Raw genomic sequence first — 19,199 nt, forward strand, 5'->3', positions numbered from 1 at the left:
CCGCGGGTTTCGTCGTCGTGGGGGGCTAGCCGCCCACCGCCCGCCCCCCCGCGCGGGCGCCCCGCCCCCCGTCGCTAAGGGTCTTAGATCAGCTTCGCGAGCGCGATGGCGGTGTCGCTCATGCGGGTCGAGAAGCCCCACTCGTTGTCGTACCACGACAGCACGCGGCCGAGGGTGCCGTCGATGACCTGGGTCTGGGCCAGGGCCGCGGTCGACGAGGCGGCTTCATGGTTGAAGTCGATCGACACCAGCGGCTCGTTGGTCACGGCCAGCACGCCCTTCAGCGGGCCGTTGGCGGCGGCGGTCAGCGCCTCGTTGATCTCTTCCTTGGTGATCTTGCGGCCGGCGACCCAGGTCAGGTCCACGACCGAGACGTTCGGGGTCGGGACGCGGATCGACGAGCCGTCCAGCTTGCCCTGCAGTTCCGGGATCACCAGGCCCAGGGCCTTGGCGGCGCCGGTCGAGGTCGGGATCATGGACATCGCCGCGGCGCGGGCGCGGTAGAGGTCCTTGTGCATGGTGTCCAGCGTCGGCTGGTCGCCGGTGTAGGAGTGGATGGTGGTCATGTAGCCGCGCTCGATGCCGGCCAGCTCGTGCAGGACCTTGGCGACCGGCGCCAGGCAGTTGGTGGTGCACGAGGCGTTCGAGATGACCAGGTCGTCCTTGGTCAGGGTGTCGTGGTTGACGCCGTAGACGATGGTCTTGTCGGCGTTGTCGCACGGGGCCGAGACGATGACGCGCTTGGCGCCGGCTTCCAGGTGGGCCGAGGCCTTTTCCTTGGAGGTGAACAGGCCGGTGCACTCGAGCGCGATGTCGACGCCCAGGTCCTTGTGCGGCAGGTCCTTCGGATCGCGGATCGCGGTGACCTTGATCGGGCCGAAGCCGACGTCGATGGTGTCGCCGTCGACCTTCACTTGGCCGGGGAAGCGGCCATGCACGCTGTCGTAGCGCAGCAGGTGGGCGTTGGTCTCGACCGGGCCCAGGTCGTTGATCGCGACGACCTCGATGTCCTTGCGTCCATGCTCGACGATCGAGCGCAGGACCAGCCTGCCGATACGGCCGAACCCATTGATGGCGACGCGAACGGTCATCGAAAACTCCTGAGCCAATTGATTTGGGGCGGTTTCTTGAGGTCGGGGGGGCGGGAGTCAAGCCCGGCGCGGTCAAGTCGCGCTACAATGCGTTGCCGTTATCGTTGTCAATCGTCTGCCGGGGAACACGAACGTCGGTCGCGCGCTATGGCCAAGCCGAACAGCAGAGGGAATTCCGGAGTGGCGAATCTTCAGTATCTGGCCGCCGCGGCGGTGATGGCCGGTCTTGGCCTGGCGGCCTGCAGCAAGCCGGCGGAACAGGCCCAGGCGCCGGCCAAGGCGGCGCCGGCCGCGCCGGTGATCACCTATGCCTGCGACGACGGGCGGACCGTGCGCGCCAGCTATCCCGACACCGACACCGCGGTGGTCGAGATCGACGGCAAGCGCCGCACCCTGAAGATCGCCATCTCGGCCAGCGGCGCGCGCTATACCGGCGACGGCTATCAGTGGTGGACCAAGGGCATGACCCAGGGCCAGCTCAGCCCGCTGGCCGCCGGCGAGGACATCGCCAGCGCGCCGGGCGTGAACTGCAAGGCGCCCGAACCGGCCGCCGCTCCCGTCGCGCCGCCGCCGCCGGGCAGCCCCGGCGGCTTGCCCGACGACCGCACTCCGATCTCGGAGGCGCCGTTCACGCCCGACAGCGCCCAGGGCGCGGCCAATGTCGTGCAGACCTACTACGCCCTGCTCGGCGCCAAGAAGTACGCCGAGGCCTGGAACCTCTGGAGCGACGGCGGCAAGGCCAGCGGCCAGACCGCCCAGGCGTTCGCCGCCAGCTTCGACAAGTACGCGAGCTACAACGCCGAGATCGGCGCGCCCGGCGACATCGAGGGCGCGGCCGGCTCGCTCTATGTCGAGGTGCCGGTGGTGATCTACGGTCAGCTGAAGACCGGCGAGGCGGTCCACATGAAGGGCGACGTGCGCCTGCGCCGGGTCAACAGCGTGCCCGGCTCCAGCGACGAACAGCGCCGCTGGCATATCGCCGAGACGGCGCTGAAGCCCTCGCCGGGCGGTTGATCAGCCCTTGACCGGCTTCACGCGGCGGGCGGCCTCGCGCGCCCGCTCGCGGGCCTCGTCAACGTCGGCGCCGCGGGCCAGGGCGACGCCCATGCGGCGGCGCTCGAAGCTTTCGGGCTTGCCGAACAGGCGCAGGTCCGCGCCGGGGACGCGCAGGGCCTCGGCGACGCCTTCGAAGGCGATGCCCTGGGCCTCCATGCCGCCATAGATCACCGCGCTGGCGCCCGGCTCGCGCTGGGCGACGTCGGTCGGCAGGCCAAGGATGGCGCGGGCGTGCAAGGCGAACTCGCTGAGGTACTGGGTGGCGAGCGTGACCAGGCCGGTGTCGTGCGGCCGCGGGCTGACCTCGGAGAACCAGACCTCGTCGCCGCGCACGAACAGCTCGACCCCGAAGATGCCCAGGCCGCCCAGCTCGCCGGTGACCTTGGCGGCGATGTCCTGGGCGCTGGCCAGCGCGGCCGGGCTCATCGCCTGCGGCTGCCAGCTCTCGACATAGTCGCCCTTGACCTGGCGGTGGCCGATCGGGGCGCAGAAGCTGGTCGCGATCTGCCCGTCGGCGCTCTTGGAGCGCACGGTCAGCAGGGTGATTTCGAAGTCGAACTCGATCTTGCCCTCGACGATGACGCGGGGCTGCTCGACGCGGCCGCCCTCCAGGGCGTAGCGCCAGGCCGCCGCGATGCCTTCGGGGCCCTCGACATAGGACTGCCCCTTGCCCGACGACGACATCACCGGCTTCACGAAGCAGGGGAAGCCGGCGACCTTCGCCGCGCCCTCCGCCAGCTCGGCCTCCGACGAGGCGAAGGCGTAGGGCGAGGTGGCCAGGGACAGGGTCTCGGCGGCCAGCCGGCGGATGCCCTCGCGGTTCATGGTCAGCTGGGCGGCGCGGGCGGTCGGGATGACGGTCGCCACGCCCTCGGCCTCAAGCTTGACCAGCTCGTCGGTGGCGATGGCCTCGATCTCGGGCACGATCAGGTGCGGGCATTCGGCCAGCACCAGGGCGCGCAGGGCCACGGCGTCGGTCATGGCGATGACGTGGCTGCGGTGGGCCACCTGCATGGCCGGGGCGCCGGCGTAGCGGTCGACGGCGATGACCTCGCAGCCGAGCCGCTGCAGCTCGATGGCGACTTCCTTGCCGAGCTCGCCCGAGCCCAGCAGCATGACCCTGACGGCCGACGGCGAGAGCGGGGTTCCGAGACGCATGCGGGCCATCCTGGCAGGTAGTTGGAGGTCGGCCGCGAAAACCTGCCGATAGGCTTCCGCGGCTGACGATAGAGGGGCCGGCTCGGCTTAGCCGAGCTTGGCCTTCGCGGCGTCGGCGACCGCCTCGGCGGTGATGCCGAATTCCTTGTACAGCCGGTCGGCCGGCGCGCTCGCGCCCCAGCCGTGCATGCCGACGAAGGCGCCGTTTTCGCCGATGAACCGCTCCCAGCCGAAGCCGGCCGCGGCCTCGACGGCGACGCGCACCGGCGCCTTGCCGATGGTCGCCTGCCGATAGGCTTCCGGTTGGGCCTCGAACAGCTCCCAGCAAGGGGTGGAGACGACGCGGGTCGGGACGCCCTCGGCTTCCAGCAGTTCGCGGGCGGCCACGGCGATCGAGACCTCGGTGCCCGAGGCGAAGATCGTCACCTGGGCTTCGGCGCTGGCGGCCTTCAGCTCGTAGGCGCCCTTGGCCGAAAGGTTTTCCGGGGCGCTGTCGCGCACCGCCGGGACCTTCTGGCGCGACAGGGCCATGAACGCGGGGGTCTTCTTCGACTGCAGCGCGACCTTCCAGCACTCGGCGGTCTCCACCGCGTCGGCCGGGCGGAAGACGTTGAGATTGGGCATGGCGCGCATGCTGGCCAGGTGCTCGATCGGCTGGTGGGTGGGCCCATCCTCGCCGACGCCGATGGAGTCGTGGGTCATCACGTGGACCACCCGCACGCCCATCAGCGCGCCCAGGCGGATCGCCGGGCGGCTGTAGTCCGAGAACACCATGAACGCCCCGCCGTAGGGGATGACGCCGCCGTGCAGGGCCATGCCGTTCATCGCCGCGGCCATGCCGAACTCGCGCACGCCGTAGTTCACGTAGCGGCCGGCATAGTCCGGGGTGTCGAAGATCGCGGTGTTCTTGACGAAGGTGTTGTTCGAGCCGGTCAGGTCGGCCGAACCGCCGACCATTTCCGGGATCGCCGGGAAGAGCGCGTCCAGCGCAGAGCCCGAATGCTGGCGAGTGGCGGCGGCCGGCTTGGCGCTCGCGGCTTCGGCGATGTGGGCGTCCAGGCGCTCGAAGGCGTCCGCCGGCAGCTCGCCCTTGATGGCGCGGGTGAATTCGGCGGCGTGGTTCGACGCGGCCAGGCGCTTTTCCCAGCCCTTGCGGTCCTTGGCGCCGCGGCGACCGGCCGAACGCCAGGGCTTCACGACCTCGTCCGGAATCGCGAACGCCTCGGCCGACCAGCCCATCTTGGCGCGGGTGGCGGCGATCTCGGTCGCGCCCAGGGCCGCGCCGTGGGTCTTGTGGTGACCTTCCATGGTCGCAGCGCCTTTGCCGATCTTGGTCTTGCAGGCGATCAGCGAGGGACGGTTCTGCTTGGTGGCCCAGGCCAGCGCCCGGCGGATCTGGCCGTAGTCGTGGCCGTCGATCGCCTTCACCGCCCAGCCTGCGGCCTTGAAGCGGGCGACCTGGTCGCCGGTCTCGGCCAGCGACACCGCGCCGTCGATAGTCACGTCGTTGTCGTCCCAGAGGACGGTCAGCTTGTTCAGCTTGAGGCGGCCGGCCAGGCTGATCGCTTCGTGGCTGACGCCCTCCATCAGGCAGCCGTCGCCGCAGATCACCCAGGTGCGGTGGTCGACCAGGTCGGCGCCGAAGCGGGCGGCCAGGTGGCGCTCGGCCATCGCCATGCCGACGCTGGTGGCCAGGCCTTGGCCCAGCGGGCCGGTGGTGGTCTCGACGCCCGGCGTGTGGCCGTATTCAGGGTGGCCGGCGGTGTTGGAGCCCCACTGGCGGAAGTTCTTGATCTGCTCCAGCGTCATCGCCTTGAAGCCGGTGAGGTGCAGCAGCGAGTAGAGCAGCATCGAACCGTGGCCGGCCGACAGCACGAAGCGGTCGCGGTCAGCCCAGTCCGGGGCGCTGGCGTCGAACTTGAGGAACTTGGTCCACAGCACCGTGGCCACGTCGGCCATGCCCATCGGCATCCCGGGGTGTCCCGAGGCCGCCTGCTCGACGGCGTCCATCGAGAGCACGCGAATGGCGTCGGCCATGGTTTGCAGCGGTGCGGGCATTATCTGTTCCGGTGAGTCTGGCGGGAAGAGTGCGGGAATTTGCGCGCGGCCCTCGCACGCGAGGCTTGCAGGGTCAAGGAAACGTCACGCCACAGTCCGGCTTTCGGCGCAAGGCCGACGCAGTCTATAGATCAACGGACACAGTTTCGGAGCGCGGGAATATGCGGGAGCCGGCGGGCGAAAGCCCTCTCGAGCAGGCCGTGAAACGGCTGGACCGGGCGATCTCTCAACTTGAGCAACGCCTTGCAGGCGGGGCCGGGCAGGGGGACGGGGACCTGTTCGACCAAGGCGGCGGCCGGCTGGCGGCCGAGCTTGAAAAGGCCAAGGTTCGCGAGCGCGAGCTGGAGGAAGCCGGCGCCGAAGCCTCTGCGGCCCTGGGTCGCGCCATCGCCGAGATCAAGGCGGCGCTGGCCGGCGAGCCTGCGCAAGAGACCGAGGAGGCGTAGAGGCCATGGCTCAGGTCAACATCACCGTCAACGGCCGCCCCTACGCGGTCGGCTGCGAGGACGGCCAGGAACACCACCTGCTGGAGCTGGCCCGGCTGTTCGACCGCCAAGTGCGCCAGGTGTCTGAGGACATGGGCCAGCTGGGCGAGACGCGGCTGTTTCTGATGGGCGCCCTGCTGCTGGCCGACGAACTGTCCGACCTGCGCGGCCGCCTCTCGGTGGTGCAGGCCGAACTCGCCCGCTTCCAGTCCGACCAGGCTCGGGTCGAGACCCGGGCCGTCGGGGCCCTCGAAAGCGCCGCCAAGCGCATCGAGAAGCTGGCGCAGGGGTGATCATTTCCCTCCGCCTTATGGGAAGGGGCAGGCGACGTAGCCGCTAGGTTGGGATGCTGGGTTAGCGGTTCCGCACCGGTCTCGCCGGTGTGCGGCGATCCACCCTCTCCACGAGGGGGAGCGAAAGAAGAGGGGCCGCCCCCGCTTGTTCCCGACGCCCTGCGGCCCTACCTTGGTCAGCGGCGGGTCATGCTGTGGCTCTCGTCGAAGGCAATCTATCCCAGAGACCTTAATTTCTTCGAAGGGATCTGTCCCTGCCTGGTCCCGTGGGGCCAGGCACTACGGAGCCCACCTGGTTAGCCAGGTCCGAGGGGATAAAACCGACCTTCACGGCTCTCGCGGCGCCGCCACCCTTCGCGCTAAGCTCGCACGGTGAACCTTCCTCCTGACAAGACGAAACTCCGCAGCGTGCTGCGCAAGCGCCGGCGGGCGCTGGACGCGGCGCGTCCCGACGCGGCTCAGGCCGCCGCCGCGGCCTTGCCGCTCGACGCGCTGCCGGCCTTCGAATGGTTCGCCAGCTACCATGCGGTGGGCTCCGAACTCGACCCGGCCCCGCTGGCCGCGCGGCTGGTCAAGGCCGGCGGCCGCCTGGCCCTGCCGGTGACGCTGGCGGCCGACGCGCCGCTGATCTTCCGGGCCTGGCGGGCGGGCGATGAGCCGCAGATCGACGTCTTCGGCGTGCCGACGCCGCCGCCCGAGGCGCCGCAGGTGACGCCGACCCTGGTGATCTGCCCGCTGCTGGCCTTCGACAAGGCCGGCGGTCGTCTGGGCCAGGGCGGCGGGCACTACGACCGCACCCTGGCGGCGCTGCGGGCGCGTGGTCCGGTGTTCGTGCTGGGCCTGGCCTATGCCGGCCAGGAGGTCGAGGCCCTGGTCATGGAGCCGCACGACCAAAGGCTGGACGCCATCCTCACGGAAAACGGGTATACGGAGGTCCGAAAGGACTAATTCCGCATGCGCTTTGCTTTCTTCGGGGACGTGGTCGGCCGGGCCGGTCGCGAGGGCCTCGCCGATCACCTGCCGCACCTGCGCCGCGCGCTGGGGCTCGAGTTCGTGATCATCAACGCCGAGAACGCGGCGGCCGGCTTCGGGATCACCGAGAGCACGGCGCGCGAACTGTTCGACGCCGGCGCCGACTGCCTGACCCTGGGCAACCACTCCTGGGACCAGAAGGAGGCGCTGACCTACATCGTGCGCGAGCCGCGGCTGATCCGGCCGCTGAACTATCCGGTGCTGGCCGACGCCCCGGGCCGCGGCGCCAACCTGTTCGAGACGCGGGAGGGCAAGCGGATCGTGGTGATCAACCTGCTCGGGCGGGTGCACATGGATTCGCTCGACGACCCGTTCGCAGCCGTCGACCGCGAGCTGGACAAGGCCCCGCTGGGCATGGTCGCCGACGCCGTGGTGGTCGACATGCACGCCGAGGCGACCAGCGAGAAGATGGCCATGGGCCACTTCTGCGACGGCCGCGCGAGCCTGGTGGTCGGCACCCACACCCACGTGCCGACCGCCGACTGCCAGATCCTGCCGGGCGGCACCGCCTACCAGACCGACGCCGGCGCCTGCGCCGACTATGACAGCGTCATCGGCAACCAGAAGGAAGAGCCGCTGCGCCGGTTCACCACCCGCATCTCCGGCGGCCGCTACAAGCCGGCCGAGGGGCCGGCGACGGTCTGCGGCGTGTTCGTCGAGACCGATGACTCCACCGGCCTGGCGCGTCGGGTCGAGCCGATCCGCATCGGCGGCCGGCTCAGCCAGCAGGTCCCGCAGGCGGACCTGGCGAGCGCCTAGCGCGCCAGACGCGGGCGTAGGGCGTCGAGCGTCAGCTTGCCGTCCTGGTCGGTGTCGAGGATCTCGAAACGGCGACGGGCGGCCTTGGCCCATTCCTCGCTGCTGACCCGCTGGTTGAGGTCGGCGTCGGCGCCGCGCACCGGCTGGGCCTCGTTGATCAGCGAGAAGCGGGCCGCCCCGACCCGCGGCTCGCGCTTGTCGGTCCGGCGCACGAGCGGACGCTTGCCGGGCGGGCCGCCGGGACCGAGGTCCATGCGGGTGATCTCGGGCGCGATCTTGGTCTCGTAGGCGCTGTTCTCCGGGCCGTCGACCTGGCCGTCCCCGTCGGCGTCCAGCACCTTGAAGAAGCGCATGGCGTCGTCGCGGAACTCGGCCAGGGTCAGCGCCCCGTTCTTGTCGGCGTCGGCCCCGGCGAACCAATCGGCCAGGCCGTCCTGCCCGCGGAACGGCTCGCCCGAGGGGCTGAGGAACAGGCGTGCCTGATCGCCGGGGGGCGGCCCTGGCTGGGCGAGGGCGGGCGTGGCGGCGAGCAGCGCGGCGGCGATGGCGATACGAAGCATGAGAAACCCTTGCGCGCCCGTCCCGGCGCTCAATGGTCTAGCTGGACCGGCCATGCGGCCAAAGCGGGGCGCGCTTGTAACCGGCCTGAAACTCAGCCGGTCTTGCGGTCGCGCGCGGCGACGCTGATCCCGCCGGTTCCCCAGTTCTCGTGCGGCACCTCGTCGATCACCACGAAGGTCGAGGCCGGGTTCTTGTTCAGCACCTTGACCAGCAGGTCGGTCGTCCCGGCGATCAATTCGGCCTTCTGTTCTTCGGTGGCGCCGGCGGTGATGCGGATGTTGACGTAGGGCATGGGAGCTCCTGGCGGGTTGCCGGGCAGACTTAGGCCCGGCCGGTGCGATTGCAAAGGCGCGCCCGCGGCCCCATCGTCGGTTGCGTAACGCCACGGAGCCTCCCGATGACCCGCTTTCTCGCCCGCGTGATCTTCGCCGCGCTGGGCCTCGCCCTCGCCGCCTATCTGCTCAGGGGGGTGGGTTACGACGGCTTCGTCGACCTGCTGCTGGCCGCGCTGCTGTTGGGGGTGCTGAACGCCGTGGTGCGACCGATCCTGTTCGTGCTGACCCTGCCGCTGACCATCGTCACCCTGGGGCTGTTCCTGCTGGTGCTGAACGCGGCGATGATCGGGCTGGTGGCCTGGATGCTGCCCGGCTTCTGGGTGCACGGCTTCTGGTCCGGCGTCGCCGCGGCGATCATCACCGGCCTGGCCAGCTGGGCCGGCGGCGTGGTGATCGGGGACGCCAAGCGGTGATAGAGGTTCCCATCCCTCGGATGGGGCGCCGTAAAGAAAAAGGGCGGAGCCTTGCGGCTCCGCCCTTCGTCATTTCGAAGCTGAGCTTGGACTTAGAAGTCCATGCCGCCCATGCCGCCCATGTCCGGCATGCCGCCGGCAGGAGCGTTCTTCTTCGGGGCTTCGACGATCGCCGCTTCCGTGGTGATCAGCAGGCCCGACACCGAGGCGGCGTCCTGCAGAGCGGTGCGGACGACCTTGGCCGGGTCGATGACGCCGTCGGCGACCAGGTCGACGTACTGCTCGGTCTGGGCGTTGAAGCCGAAGGTCGGCGAGTTGTTCTCGAGGATCTTGCCCACGACGATCGAGCCTTCGACCCCGGCGTTTTCCGAGATCTGACGGATCGGCGCCTGCAGGGCGCGACGCACGATGGCGACGCCGGCGTCCTGGTCGGCGTTGTCGCCCTTCAGGCCGTCGAGGACCTTGGAGGCCTTCAGCAGCGCCACGCCGCCACCGGGCACGATGCCTTCTTCCACGGCCGCGCGGGTCGCGTTGAGGGCGTCGTCGACGCGGTCCTTCTTTTCCTTCACTTCGACTTCAGTGGCGCCGCCGACGCGGATGACCGCAACGCCGCCGGCCAGCTTGGCCAGACGCTCTTGCAGCTTTTCCTTGTCGTAGTCCGAGGTGGTTTCCTCGATCTGACGCTTGATCTGGCCGATGCGGCCTTCGATCGCGTCCTTGGCGCCGACGCCGTCCACGATGGTGGTGTCGTCCTTGGTGATCTGGACCTTCTTGGCGCGGCCGAGCATGTCGAGGGTGACGTTCTCGAGCTTGATGCCCAGGTCTTCGCTGATCAGCTCGCCGCCGGTCAGGATGGCGATGTCTTCCAGCATGGCCTTGCGGCGATCGCCGAAGCCCGGAGCCTTGACGGCCGCGACCTTCAGGCCGCCGCGCAGCTTGTTGACCACCAGGGTGGCCAGGGCTTCGCCTTCGACGTCTTCAGCGATGATCAGCAGCGGACGGCCCGACTGCACGACGGCTTCCAGCACCGGCAGCAGCGGCTGCAGCGAGGAGACCTTCTTTTCGAAGAGCAGGATCAGCGGCTCTTCCAGCTCGACTTCCATCTTGTCGGCGTTGGTGATGAAGTACGGCGACAGGTAGCCGCGGTCGAACTGCATCCCCTCGACGACGTCGAGTTCGGTTTCCAGGCTCTTGGCTTCTTCGACGGTGATGACGCCTTCGTTGCCGACCTTGGCCATGGCCTTGGCGATCATTTCACCGACTTCGGTGTCGCCGTTGGCCGAGATGGTGCCGACCTGAGCGATTTCCGAGTTGGTGGTGACCTTCTTGGAGGTCGACTTGATCTCTTCGATGACCTTGAGGACGGCCTTGTCGACGCCGCGCTTCAGGTCCATCGGGTTCATGCCGGCCGCAACCGACTTCAGGCCTTCGACGACGATGGCTTGCGCCAGCACGGTGGCGGTGGTGGTGCCGTCGCCGGCCTTGTCGTTGGTCTTCGAGGCGACTTCGCGGATCAGCTGGGCGCCGAGGTTCTCGAAGCGGTCAGCCAGTTCGATTTCCTTGGCGACCGAGACGCCGTCCTTGGTCGAGCGCGGGGCGCCGAACGACTTTTCGATGACGACGTTGCGGCCCTTGGGGCCCAGGGTCACCTTCACCGCGTTGGCGAGGGTGTTGACGCCGCGCAGCATGCGGTCACGAGCGTCGGAGGAGAAATAGACGTCTTTGGCGGCCATTTTTCTCGTCTTTCAAAAGAAGTGGATGGGGAGGAAGGACGAAGAAGGGGTGGTTACTCGACCACGCCCAGGACGTCGCTTTCCTTCATGATCAGCAGGTCCTTGCCGTCGATCTTGACCTCGGTGCCCGACCACTTGCCGAACAGGATGCGGTCGCCGGCCTTCACGTCGAGCGGCTGAAGCTTACCGTTATCGTCACGGGCGCCAGGGCCGACGGCGACGACTTCGCCTTCCTGCGGCTTTTCCTTGGCGGTGTCGGGGATGATGATCCCGCCCTTGGTCTTTTCTTCTTCCTCGACGCGCTTCACGAGGACGCGGTCTCCCAGAGGACGAAACGCCATATGTATGTCTCCGTTCGGGACGGTTGATATTGCTTTGGTCAACACCCGGACGCGGCCGTTAGCAGCCGCAGCCCCTGAGTGCTAACGCAGGGCGGAGGTAGGGAACGGCCCGGAGGGAGTCAAGCGCGGCGAACGACGGATTTTGATTCCGCTTGGTTACCGGCCCGTGCCGCAGATAGGGTCGAGCCCGAGGGAACACCAGGAGAAGTAACACCACCATGCGCCGCATATTCGCGCTCGCCGGCCTCTGCGCCTTCGCCGCCGCCACCACCGTCCAGGCCGAGACCTGGACCCCCTACGCCAAGACCGCCAACGGGCTCGAGTGGTCCTATGACGCCGACTATTCGTATCGCGACACCCTGACCGGCCGCGTGGTCGTGATGCAGGCGGTCGGCAAGCCGGGCGCCGAACCGCGCATGGGGCCGTCCGGCCCGGGCAAGGCCGACGGGGTCGGTTTCGTCACCGCCGTCGACTGCAGCGGCAAGTCGATGATCAGCCTCGGCGGCTACTCGCCGAAGAAGCCGCTGGAGCTGTCGGCGACCTGGCGCACCGCCACCCCCGGCGCGGCCAAGAGCGCCGAGGACAAGGCGCTGGTCGAGGCGGTCTGCAAGAACACCTCGGGACTGGCCGCGAAATAGTCGGCGAACCGGCGGGGCTGCTGACAGGTTTGCGTCAGTCCCGCCGCTAAGGCTGGCGTTCGACGAATGGAGGACACGCCATGCTCGACCACATCGGATTGACCGTCAGCGACTTCGCCCGGGCGCGGGCCTTCTACGACGCCGCGCTCGCGCCGTTAGGCGTGGCCATGGTGATGGAGGTGACGCCCGAGCAGACCGGCGGCTCCAGCCATTTCGGCTATGGTTCGGACGGCAAACCCTACTTCTGGATCGGCGACGCCGGCGCGACGACCGGCGCCCTGCACGTCGCCTTCACCGCGCCGGACCGCGCCACGGTCGACGCGTTCTACGCCGCCGCCCTGGCCGCCGGCGGGCGCGACAATGGTCCGCCGGGCCTGCGTGAGCACTATCACCCGAGCTATTACGGGGCCTTCGTGCTCGATCCCGACGGACACAACATCGAAGCCGTCTGCCACCAGGGCTGAGCGGCCGCGAGAAAATGTCGGGATTGCGGCTGGCGATACCGACCGGTCGCTCCCATGTCACGATCATGAACCTGCTCCTCAAGCTTGCGCCTGCGCTGGTCATCCTGGGCCTGGCCGCGGCCCTCGTGCTGCTGAGCCTGCCCGCGCCGCTCTACGCCTGAGGCGGCGGCGCGGGGCGCCGGCTTTCTTCAATCCGGGAATTTGATCTCATCCCTTGCGGGGATTTCGGGGCCGCGATCGCGCACGTCCAATGCTGGACGCTGTAAAATTAAAACGCTTGTTTGATTTTGCGGGAATATGGGCCAAGACTACCGCCAACCAAGATCGCAGCAGGAGAGACCCAGATGACCGAGGCCGCAAAGCAGGCCAGCTTCACGCTGAACGTGCAGGACGAACTGAACGACCTGCGCATGTCGGATAAGGCGCTGCCGCTCTACAATCAGGTGAAGCAATTCATCAAGGACGTGGTCCAGCCCATGTCCGAGGAATTCCATCGCCTCGGCGAGGGCAAGACCGACATCTGGAGCTACGCGCCCGGCCAGCTGGAAGTGCTGGAAGCGGCCAAGGACAAGGCCAAGGCCGCCGGCCTCTGGAACTTCTTCCTGCCCGACGCCCACACCGGCGAGGGCCTGTCGAACCTCGACTACGCCTACATCGCCGTCGAGCTCGGCAAGAACCCGATGGCGTCGGAGACGATGAACTGCGCCGCCCCCGACACCGGCAACATGGAAGTTCTGGAGCGCGTCGGCACGCCGGAACAGAAGGAAAAGTGGCTGAAGCCGCTGCTGAACGGCGAGATCCGCTCGGCCTTCGCGATGACCGAGGTCAACGCCGCTTCGTCCGACGCCAAGAACATCAACACCCGCGCCACCCTGGTCGGCGACGAGTACGTGATCAACGGCGAGAAGCACTACATCTCGGGCGCCGGCGACCCGCGTTGCAAGATCATGATCACCATGGTCCAGACCAGCCCGGATGGTCCGCCCCACCTGCGCCAGTCGCAGATCCTGGTGCCGACCGACGCGCCCGGCGTGAAGATCCTCGGCCCGATGAACGTGTTCGGTGATCCGGACGCCCCGCACGGCCACATGCACATCGTGTTCGACAACGTGCGCGTGCCGGCCTCGAACATGCTGCTCGGCGAAGGCCGCGGCTTCGAGATCAGCCAGCTGCGCCTGGGCCCGGGCCGTATCCACCACTGCATGCGCGCCATCGGCCAGGCCGAGAAGGCCCTCGACCTGCTGGTCACCCGCGGCCTGACCCGCGAGGCGTTCGGCAAGCCGATCATCCAGCTGGGCGGCAACATCGAGATCGTCAGCCGCGCCCGCATCGAGATCGAGGCCATGCGCCTGATGGTGCTCAAGGCTGCCAAGGCCATGGACATCCTGCCGCGCGACGAAGCTCGGATCTGGATCCACATGGTCAAGGCCATGGTGCCGGAGCGGGTCTGCACGATCATCGACCAGGCGATCCAGATGCACGGCGCCCTGGGCGTCAGCCAAAAGACCCCGCTGGCCCGGATGTACACCTCGACCCGCACCCTGCGCCTGGCCGACGGCCCGGACGAGGTGCACCACATGGTCGTGGGCCGCAACGAGGTCCGCCAGTACCGCGAGATGCCGCACGATCCGTCGACCGCCGCGGTGTTCCGCAACTAGGCGTCGGCTGACACAGCTGCACAGGATCAGGCCCCGGCGCGTCCGGGGCCTTTTTCTTTGCCCGGTCGCCATCGACCGGCGCGGTCGGCCGGGCCTAGGCTCAGGCCATGAGCTTTCGCATCAGACGGCTGAGCGCCGACGAAACCCTTCGCGCCGCCCCGGCCCTCGGCGCGGTGCTCAAGGACTGCGTGGATGGTGGGGCTTCGGTCTCGTTCATGGCGGGCCTGACCATCGACGAGGCGACTGCGTTCTGGACGCGCGCGGCCGCGGCCCAGGCCGGTGACGGCCGCGCGGTGCTGGCGGCCGAGGACGAAGAGGGCCTGTTCGGCGTCGTGCAGGTGATCGCCGCCGGCACGCCCAACCAGCCGCACCGCGGCGATGTCGCCAAGATGCTCGTCCACCGTCGAGGCCGGCGGCGCGGCGTGGCCCAGGCGCTGCTGGCCGCCGCCGAGGATGCGGGCCGCGACCTCGGCCTGACGCTGCTGGTGCTGGACACGGTCACCGGCGGCGACGCCGAATGGCTCTACGCGCGGCTAGGCTGGGAGCGGGTCGGGGTCATCCCGAACTACGCGCTGACGCCCGACGGCGAACTCTGCAGCACCACATACTTCTACAAGCCCATCTGACAGCCACGCCTGTTCGGTGTAAGCAAGGTTCGCCCACAGCGAACCTCCGTCCGGCGCGACCGCCGGGAGCCGCAGCGAGGCGACCTCTTTCCCGCGCGCGCGTCGCGCAGCTGACCGGTGGAGCCGGGGCGCCTGTGTCCCCCGTCCGAGCCGCTCGCAACCTGGAGGACGACCCATGGGCCTGATCTCGGCTCTGTTCATAATCTGCCTGGCGTTCGTCACGGCCACCCTGTCGGGGGTGTTCGGCATGGCCGGCGGCCTGGTGCTGATGGGCGGGCTGGCGCTGGTGCTGCCGGTCTCCGCCGCATTCGTGACCCACGGCATCCTGCAGCTCGTCGCCAACGGCTGGCGCGCAGTGTTGCACCGCAAGTTCGTCCGCTGGGACATCGTCGGCTGGTACGCCCTGGCCTCGGCCATCGCCGGCGGCATCGTCGCGCTGATCTCGCTCGTGCCGTCCAAGCCGGTGCTCTACCTGCTGATGGGCCTGGTGCCGTTCCTGCTCTGGCTGCCGCAGCGCTGGATCAACCTCGACGCGGCGCGGCCGCCACAGGCCTTCGCGTCGGGCCTGATGGTTACGGGCCTCAACCTCTCGGCCGGGGTGGCCGGGCCGCTGCTCGACATCTTCTTTGTGCGCACCAGCCTCACCCGCCACGCCATCGTCGCCACCAAGGCCGCGACCCAGGTGTTCGCCCATCTGGCCAAGATCCTGGTCTACGGGACGCCGCTGCTCACCAGTCGCGCCCAGGATCTGCCGCCGTGGTGGATGTTCGCGATCGCCATTCCGCTGTCGATGGCGGGCACGGCGGTCGGCGGCTGGATCCTCGACCGCATCACCGATGTGGACTTCAAGCGCTGGACGAAGTGGATCGTGACCGGGATCGGGGTCCTCTATCTGATCCAGGCCGCTCAACTGTTCGTGCGAGGGGCCGGATGAAGATCGAACCCAAGGTGCTGGAAAATCCGTTCGTGCGGCTGGAGCCGATCGGCGAGCAGCACCGCGAGGGACTTCGCGCCGCCTGCAACGCCGACCAGGACGTCTGGACCCGCCTCTATCCCTACTCCTGGGCCGGCGAGCACTTCGATCCGACCTGGGCCAAGCTGCTGGATGACCACGCCAGGGGCGGGACGCAGGGCTATGCGGTGGTGGCGGGCGGCGAGGTGGTCGGCCTGACCACCTTCTATGGCATCGACCCGGCCAATGCGGTGCTGGAGGTCGGCGGCACCTACTACCAGCCGCAAGCGCGCGGCGGGGCGATCAACCCGGCCGCCAAGCGGCTGATGATGGGCCACGCCTTCGCCAGCGGCGCGCGGCGGGTGGTCTATCGCGTCGACGCCAGCAACGCTCGCTCGCGCGCGGCGGTGCTGAAACTGGGCGCGGTGCAGGAAGGGATCCTTCGTCAGGATCGGGAGACCTGGACCGGCCGCATCCGCGACACGGTGATCTTCTCGATCCTCGCCGACGAGTGGCCGGCCATCCGCGAGAAGTTGGACGCGCGGCTGGCGGCGTTCGGGTAGGGACGCTCCTCATCCAGATTCGTCATCGCCGGGCTTGTCCCGGCGACCCATAGCCGCGAACGCTTCAGGATTATCTGCGGAAGCAGAGGCCATGAGTGGCCGGGACAAGCCCGGCCATGACGATCGGAAGACAGGCCTAGGCGCTCGCCGCGGTCTTCTCCGGGGCGGCCGGGAAGAACACCTTGGCGGCGTTCTCGGCGACCTCCTGGGCGGTGTAGGGCCGGCCCGGCGTGAAGCCGTCGGTCTGCAGCATCTTGATCTCGCGCACGCCGCGGGACGAGACGCCCAGCACCTTGCCGGTGTGGTCGGCGGCGAGGTCCGAGGCCATGTAGAGCACGCCGGGGGCGATGTTCTCCGGCAGGGCCATCGGATCGGGCTCCTTGTCGCGGAATCCGGGGAGGTCGGAGGTCATGCGCGTGAAGGCGCCGGGGGCCAGGCCCATGACCCGGATGCCGTACTTGCGCCCCTCGATCGAGAGCACGCGCATGAAGCCGTAGATGCCGGCCTTGGCCGCGCCGTAGTTCGACTGGCCGAAGTTGCCGTAGAGGCCCGAGGTCGAGGAGGTCATGATGATGGTCCCGGGCTTGCCGTTGTCCTTCATCCATTTCCACACCGGCATGGTGCAGCAGTAGGTCCCCTTCAGGTGGACCTTCACGACCAGGTCCCAATCGGCCTCGGTGGTGTTGGCGAAGGTCTTGTCGCGCAGGATGCCGGCGTTGCAGACGAGGATGTCGACCTGGCCGAAATTATCCAGGGCGGTCTTCAGGATGTTTTCGCCGCCTTCGATGGTCGAGACGTCGTCGGTGTTGGCCGCGGCCCGGCCGCCGGCGGCGATGATGTCGTCGACGACCTTCTGCGCTGCGCCCTTGTCCGAACCGGAACCGTCGCGCGGCCCGCCCAGGTCGTTGACCACGACCGCGGCTCCTTCCTTGGCGAACAGCTTGGCGTAGGCCTCGCCCAGGCCGTTGCCCGCGCCGGTGATGATGGCGACCTTGCCGTCCAGCAGACCCATGTCGTTTCTCCCTAATGATCTAAGTTATCCGATCATCTTCGGGGCGGGGTTTTCCGCTGGCAAGCCTTGACCGCTGGAGGCGGCCGGCTCCAATTGGCGCCCTATATGCCAAAAGGGAGTAGCCCCGATGATCCGCATGCTGGCCCAAAAGGCCGTGCTGACCGCCGTCCTGAGCGCCGCCGGCGTCGCCTTCGCCCACGAGCCCGCGCCGCGGGTCGCTCCCTCTCTGGCCGCCCACACCGCCGAGTTCGCGCCGCCCAAGGTCTATGAGCCGGCGCCGGGCATCTTTTCGGCCGTCGGCTATGGGATCGCCAATTCGATCATGGTGGTCGGCAAGACCGGGGTCGTCATCATCGACACCACCGACAGCCTGGACGAGGCCAAGAAGGTCTGGGCCCAGTTCGAGCCGCACGCGGCCGGCAAGCCGATCGTCGGGGTGATCTACACCCACAACCACAACGACCACATCAACGGCGCCCGTGGCTTCCCGGTGGCGGAGGACGCCAAGATCATCGCGCACGACACCCTGCTGCGCGAGGCGGCCAAGTGGAACGGCGTCGCCGCGCCCGCCATCGCCGCGCGGGCGGCGCGGATGTACGGAGTGTTCCTGCCCAAGGGCACGCCGGACGGCTTCGTCAGCGTCGGGATCGGGCCCTATCTCTCGGCCTTCAGCGGGGGCGGGGCGGGGGGCTTCATCCCGCCCAACACCGTGTTTGCGAACAAGCTGGAGATCATGCTGGGCGGCGAGCGGTTCGTGCTCGAACATGCCCCCGGCGAGACCGAGGATCAGATCCTGGTCTGGATGCCCGAGCGCAAGGTGCTGTTCCCCGGCGACAACATCTACAAGGCCTTCCCCAACCTCTACACGATCCGCGGCACCAGCTACCGCGACCCGGTGCAGTGGGCGAACTCGATCGACCGGATGCGGGCGCTGAACGCCGAGGTTCTAGTCCCTTCGCACACCCGGCCGATCGTCGGGGCGCAGGCGATCGCCGCCGAACTGACCAACTACCGCGACGCCATCCGCTTCACCCACGACCAGACGGTCCGCTGGATGAACCAGGGCCTGACCCCGGACGAGATCGTCGAGAAGGTGAAGCTTCCGGCCCATCTCGCGGCCGACCCGTACCTCTACGAGCACTACGGCACGGTCGAGTGGTCGGTGCGCTCGATCTTCGCCGGTTACATGGGCTGGTTCGGCGGCGACCCGGCCGCCCTGTCGTTCGACGCGCCGGACGTGCGCGCCAAGGAAGTTGTCGATCTGGCCGGCGGCGCGCCCCAGGCGCTGGCCGCGGCCCAGAAGGCCTTCGACGAGGGGCGCTGGAAATGGGCGGCCGAACTGGCCGGTCATGTCGGCCGGGCCGACGCGGGGCTCAAGCCGCAGGCCGACGCCCTGCAGGCCAAGGCGTTCCGTCAGCTCGGCTACGACAGCGTCTCGCCCAACGGCCGCAACTACTATCTGGAGCGCGCCGCCGAGCTCGAGAAGAAGGCGCCCGGTTGGACTCAGATCATCAGCGCCCGCCAGAGCGGCTCGCAGGCCGCCGGCCTGCCGGCCGCCGCGGTGGTGGCGACCTTCCCGGTGCGGCTCAACGCCGAGAAAGCGGCGAACGCGCAGGCGGCCATGGGGCTGAAGCTGATCGGCGACGGCGACTGGACCATCCGTGTGCGCCGCGGCGTGGCCGAGACGCCGCAGGGTGTGGCCGGCGACGTCTCGCTAGTGGTCGCCGCGACCAAGGCCGATTGGGTCGGGGCGCTGGCCTCGCCCGGCGCGATGCAGGCGGCGCTGGCCGCCGGCAAGGTCAAGATCGAGAAGGGCGACCCGGCGGCGCTGGCGGCGTTCCTCGAATTGTTCCGGGGATAGGTTCCTCCCCCGTTGGGGGAGGTGGATCGCGGCGAAGCCGCGAGACGGAGGGGGTCTGCTGAGTCAGCAATCCCCCTTGTCTGTTTGAAGGGCGCTAAGTTGGCGGTGTC

Annotated in this window: 21 protein-coding genes; 13 read left to right on the plus strand and 8 right to left on the minus strand. The window is 68.8% G+C overall.

The genetic code is table 11. The features are described from left to right. Positions 1-83: 83 nt before the first annotated feature. The gene (gene gap / locus OUA97_RS13495; protein WP_267232430.1) at positions 84-1,091 is read right to left on the minus strand and encodes a type I glyceraldehyde-3-phosphate dehydrogenase; all 1,008 of its coding nucleotides are present in this window, start codon (positions 1,089-1,091) and stop codon (positions 84-86) included. 180 nt (positions 1,092-1,271) lie between these two features. Here gap and OUA97_RS13500 point away from each other — a divergent pair, with 180 nt between their 5' ends. Next, entirely contained in the window at positions 1,272-2,105 is an 834-nt protein-coding gene (locus tag OUA97_RS13500; protein WP_267232431.1) for an MliC family protein, read from the plus strand. Here the strand turns inward: OUA97_RS13500 and purT are convergent, their stop codons facing one another. After that, positions 2,106-3,305: a formate-dependent phosphoribosylglycinamide formyltransferase gene (gene purT, locus OUA97_RS13505; RefSeq protein ID WP_267232432.1), complete on the minus strand. Its 1,200-nt coding sequence runs from the start codon at positions 3,303-3,305 to the stop codon at positions 2,106-2,108. It abuts the gene before it with no gap. 87 nt (positions 3,306-3,392) lie between these two features. Then, positions 3,393-5,363 carry a transketolase gene (gene tkt, locus OUA97_RS13510; RefSeq protein ID WP_267232433.1) on the minus strand — a complete coding sequence of 657 codons (1,971 nt, stop codon included), beginning with the start codon at positions 5,361-5,363 and terminating at the stop codon, positions 3,393-3,395. 200 nt (positions 5,364-5,563) lie between these two features. On the opposite strand from tkt, the gene OUA97_RS13515 reads away from it, so the two are divergent. From OUA97_RS13515 to OUA97_RS13530, 4 genes are all read left to right on the plus strand, one after another. Beyond that, positions 5,564-5,809: a DUF4164 family protein gene (locus tag OUA97_RS13515; RefSeq protein WP_267232434.1), complete on the plus strand. Its 246-nt coding sequence runs from the start codon at positions 5,564-5,566 to the stop codon at positions 5,807-5,809. A gap of 5 nt (positions 5,810-5,814) precedes the next feature. After that, entirely contained in the window at positions 5,815-6,141 is a 327-nt protein-coding gene (locus OUA97_RS13520; protein WP_267232436.1) for a cell division protein ZapA, read from the plus strand. A 372-nt stretch (positions 6,142-6,513) separates the two neighbouring features. Continuing rightward, complete coding sequence (locus OUA97_RS13525; RefSeq protein WP_267232437.1) at positions 6,514-7,089, plus strand: 5-formyltetrahydrofolate cyclo-ligase; 576 nt, start codon at positions 6,514-6,516, stop codon at positions 7,087-7,089. 6 nt (positions 7,090-7,095) lie between these two features. Then, on the plus strand, positions 7,096-7,932 hold the full coding sequence (locus OUA97_RS13530; RefSeq protein ID WP_267232438.1) for a TIGR00282 family metallophosphoesterase: 837 nt from the start codon (positions 7,096-7,098) through the stop codon (positions 7,930-7,932). Here OUA97_RS13530 and OUA97_RS13535 read toward each other — a convergent pair. Both OUA97_RS13535 and OUA97_RS13540 read right to left on the minus strand, forming a co-directional pair. Continuing rightward, a complete protein-coding gene (locus tag OUA97_RS13535) occupies positions 7,929-8,492 on the minus strand; it encodes a hypothetical protein (RefSeq protein ID WP_267232440.1) in 564 nt (187 codons plus the stop codon). The two genes, OUA97_RS13530 and OUA97_RS13535, sit on opposite strands and share 4 nt — an antisense overlap. Before the next feature lie 92 nt (positions 8,493-8,584). Next, positions 8,585-8,785 carry a tautomerase family protein gene (locus OUA97_RS13540; protein ID WP_267232441.1) on the minus strand — a complete coding sequence of 67 codons (201 nt, stop codon included), beginning with the start codon at positions 8,783-8,785 and terminating at the stop codon, positions 8,585-8,587. A gap of 105 nt (positions 8,786-8,890) precedes the next feature. Between OUA97_RS13540 and OUA97_RS13545 the strand changes: the two genes are divergently transcribed. After that, the gene (locus OUA97_RS13545; RefSeq protein ID WP_267232442.1) at positions 8,891-9,241 is read left to right on the plus strand and encodes a phage holin family protein; all 351 of its coding nucleotides are present in this window, start codon (positions 8,891-8,893) and stop codon (positions 9,239-9,241) included. Between the two features lie 92 nt (positions 9,242-9,333). On the opposite strand, the gene groL is transcribed toward OUA97_RS13545, so the two are convergent. Beyond that, a complete protein-coding gene (groL, locus tag OUA97_RS13550; protein WP_267232444.1) occupies positions 9,334-10,974 on the minus strand; it encodes a chaperonin GroEL in 1,641 nt (546 codons plus the stop codon). Positions 10,975-11,027: 53 nt separating this feature from the next. Then, positions 11,028-11,315 carry a co-chaperone GroES gene (gene groES, locus OUA97_RS13555; protein ID WP_056017581.1) on the minus strand — a complete coding sequence of 96 codons (288 nt, stop codon included), beginning with the start codon at positions 11,313-11,315 and terminating at the stop codon, positions 11,028-11,030. A 218-nt stretch (positions 11,316-11,533) separates the two neighbouring features. Between groES and OUA97_RS13560 the strand changes: the two genes are divergently transcribed. From OUA97_RS13560 to OUA97_RS13585, 6 genes are all read left to right on the plus strand, one after another. Next, entirely contained in the window at positions 11,534-11,953 is a 420-nt protein-coding gene (locus OUA97_RS13560; RefSeq protein WP_267232445.1) for a hypothetical protein, read from the plus strand. An 80-nt stretch (positions 11,954-12,033) separates the two neighbouring features. After that, a complete protein-coding gene (locus OUA97_RS13565; RefSeq protein WP_267232446.1) occupies positions 12,034-12,417 on the plus strand; it encodes a VOC family protein in 384 nt (127 codons plus the stop codon). 344 nt (positions 12,418-12,761) lie between these two features. After that, complete coding sequence (locus OUA97_RS13570; protein ID WP_267232448.1) at positions 12,762-14,075, plus strand: acyl-CoA dehydrogenase family protein; 1,314 nt, start codon at positions 12,762-12,764, stop codon at positions 14,073-14,075. A gap of 107 nt (positions 14,076-14,182) precedes the next feature. After that, positions 14,183-14,701 (plus strand): GNAT family N-acetyltransferase, encoded by a 519-nt coding sequence (locus OUA97_RS13575; protein ID WP_267232449.1) that lies wholly within the window; start codon positions 14,183-14,185, stop codon positions 14,699-14,701. Between the two features lie 175 nt (positions 14,702-14,876). Continuing rightward, positions 14,877-15,635, plus strand: a complete 759-nt coding sequence (locus OUA97_RS13580; RefSeq protein WP_267232450.1) for a sulfite exporter TauE/SafE family protein — start codon at positions 14,877-14,879, stop codon at positions 15,633-15,635. Next, positions 15,632-16,216, plus strand: coding sequence for a GNAT family N-acetyltransferase (locus OUA97_RS13585; protein ID WP_267232451.1), 585 nt, complete (start codon positions 15,632-15,634; stop codon positions 16,214-16,216). The genes OUA97_RS13580 and OUA97_RS13585 overlap by 4 nt, the downstream gene beginning before the upstream one ends. Positions 16,217-16,352: 136 nt before the next feature. Here OUA97_RS13585 and OUA97_RS13590 read toward each other — a convergent pair whose 3' ends face one another. Continuing rightward, complete coding sequence (locus tag OUA97_RS13590) at positions 16,353-17,228, minus strand: SDR family NAD(P)-dependent oxidoreductase (RefSeq protein WP_267232453.1); 876 nt, start codon at positions 17,226-17,228, stop codon at positions 16,353-16,355. Between the two features lie 127 nt (positions 17,229-17,355). Here OUA97_RS13590 and OUA97_RS13595 point away from each other — a divergent pair, with 127 nt between their 5' ends. Beyond that, complete coding sequence (locus OUA97_RS13595; RefSeq protein WP_267232454.1) at positions 17,356-19,089, plus strand: alkyl sulfatase dimerization domain-containing protein; 1,734 nt, start codon at positions 17,356-17,358, stop codon at positions 19,087-19,089. Positions 19,090-19,199: the final 110 nt, after the last annotated feature.

The sequence above is a fragment of the Phenylobacterium sp. 58.2.17 genome, assembly GCF_026411515.1.
GTDB lineage: Bacteria > Pseudomonadota > Alphaproteobacteria > Caulobacterales > Caulobacteraceae > Phenylobacterium.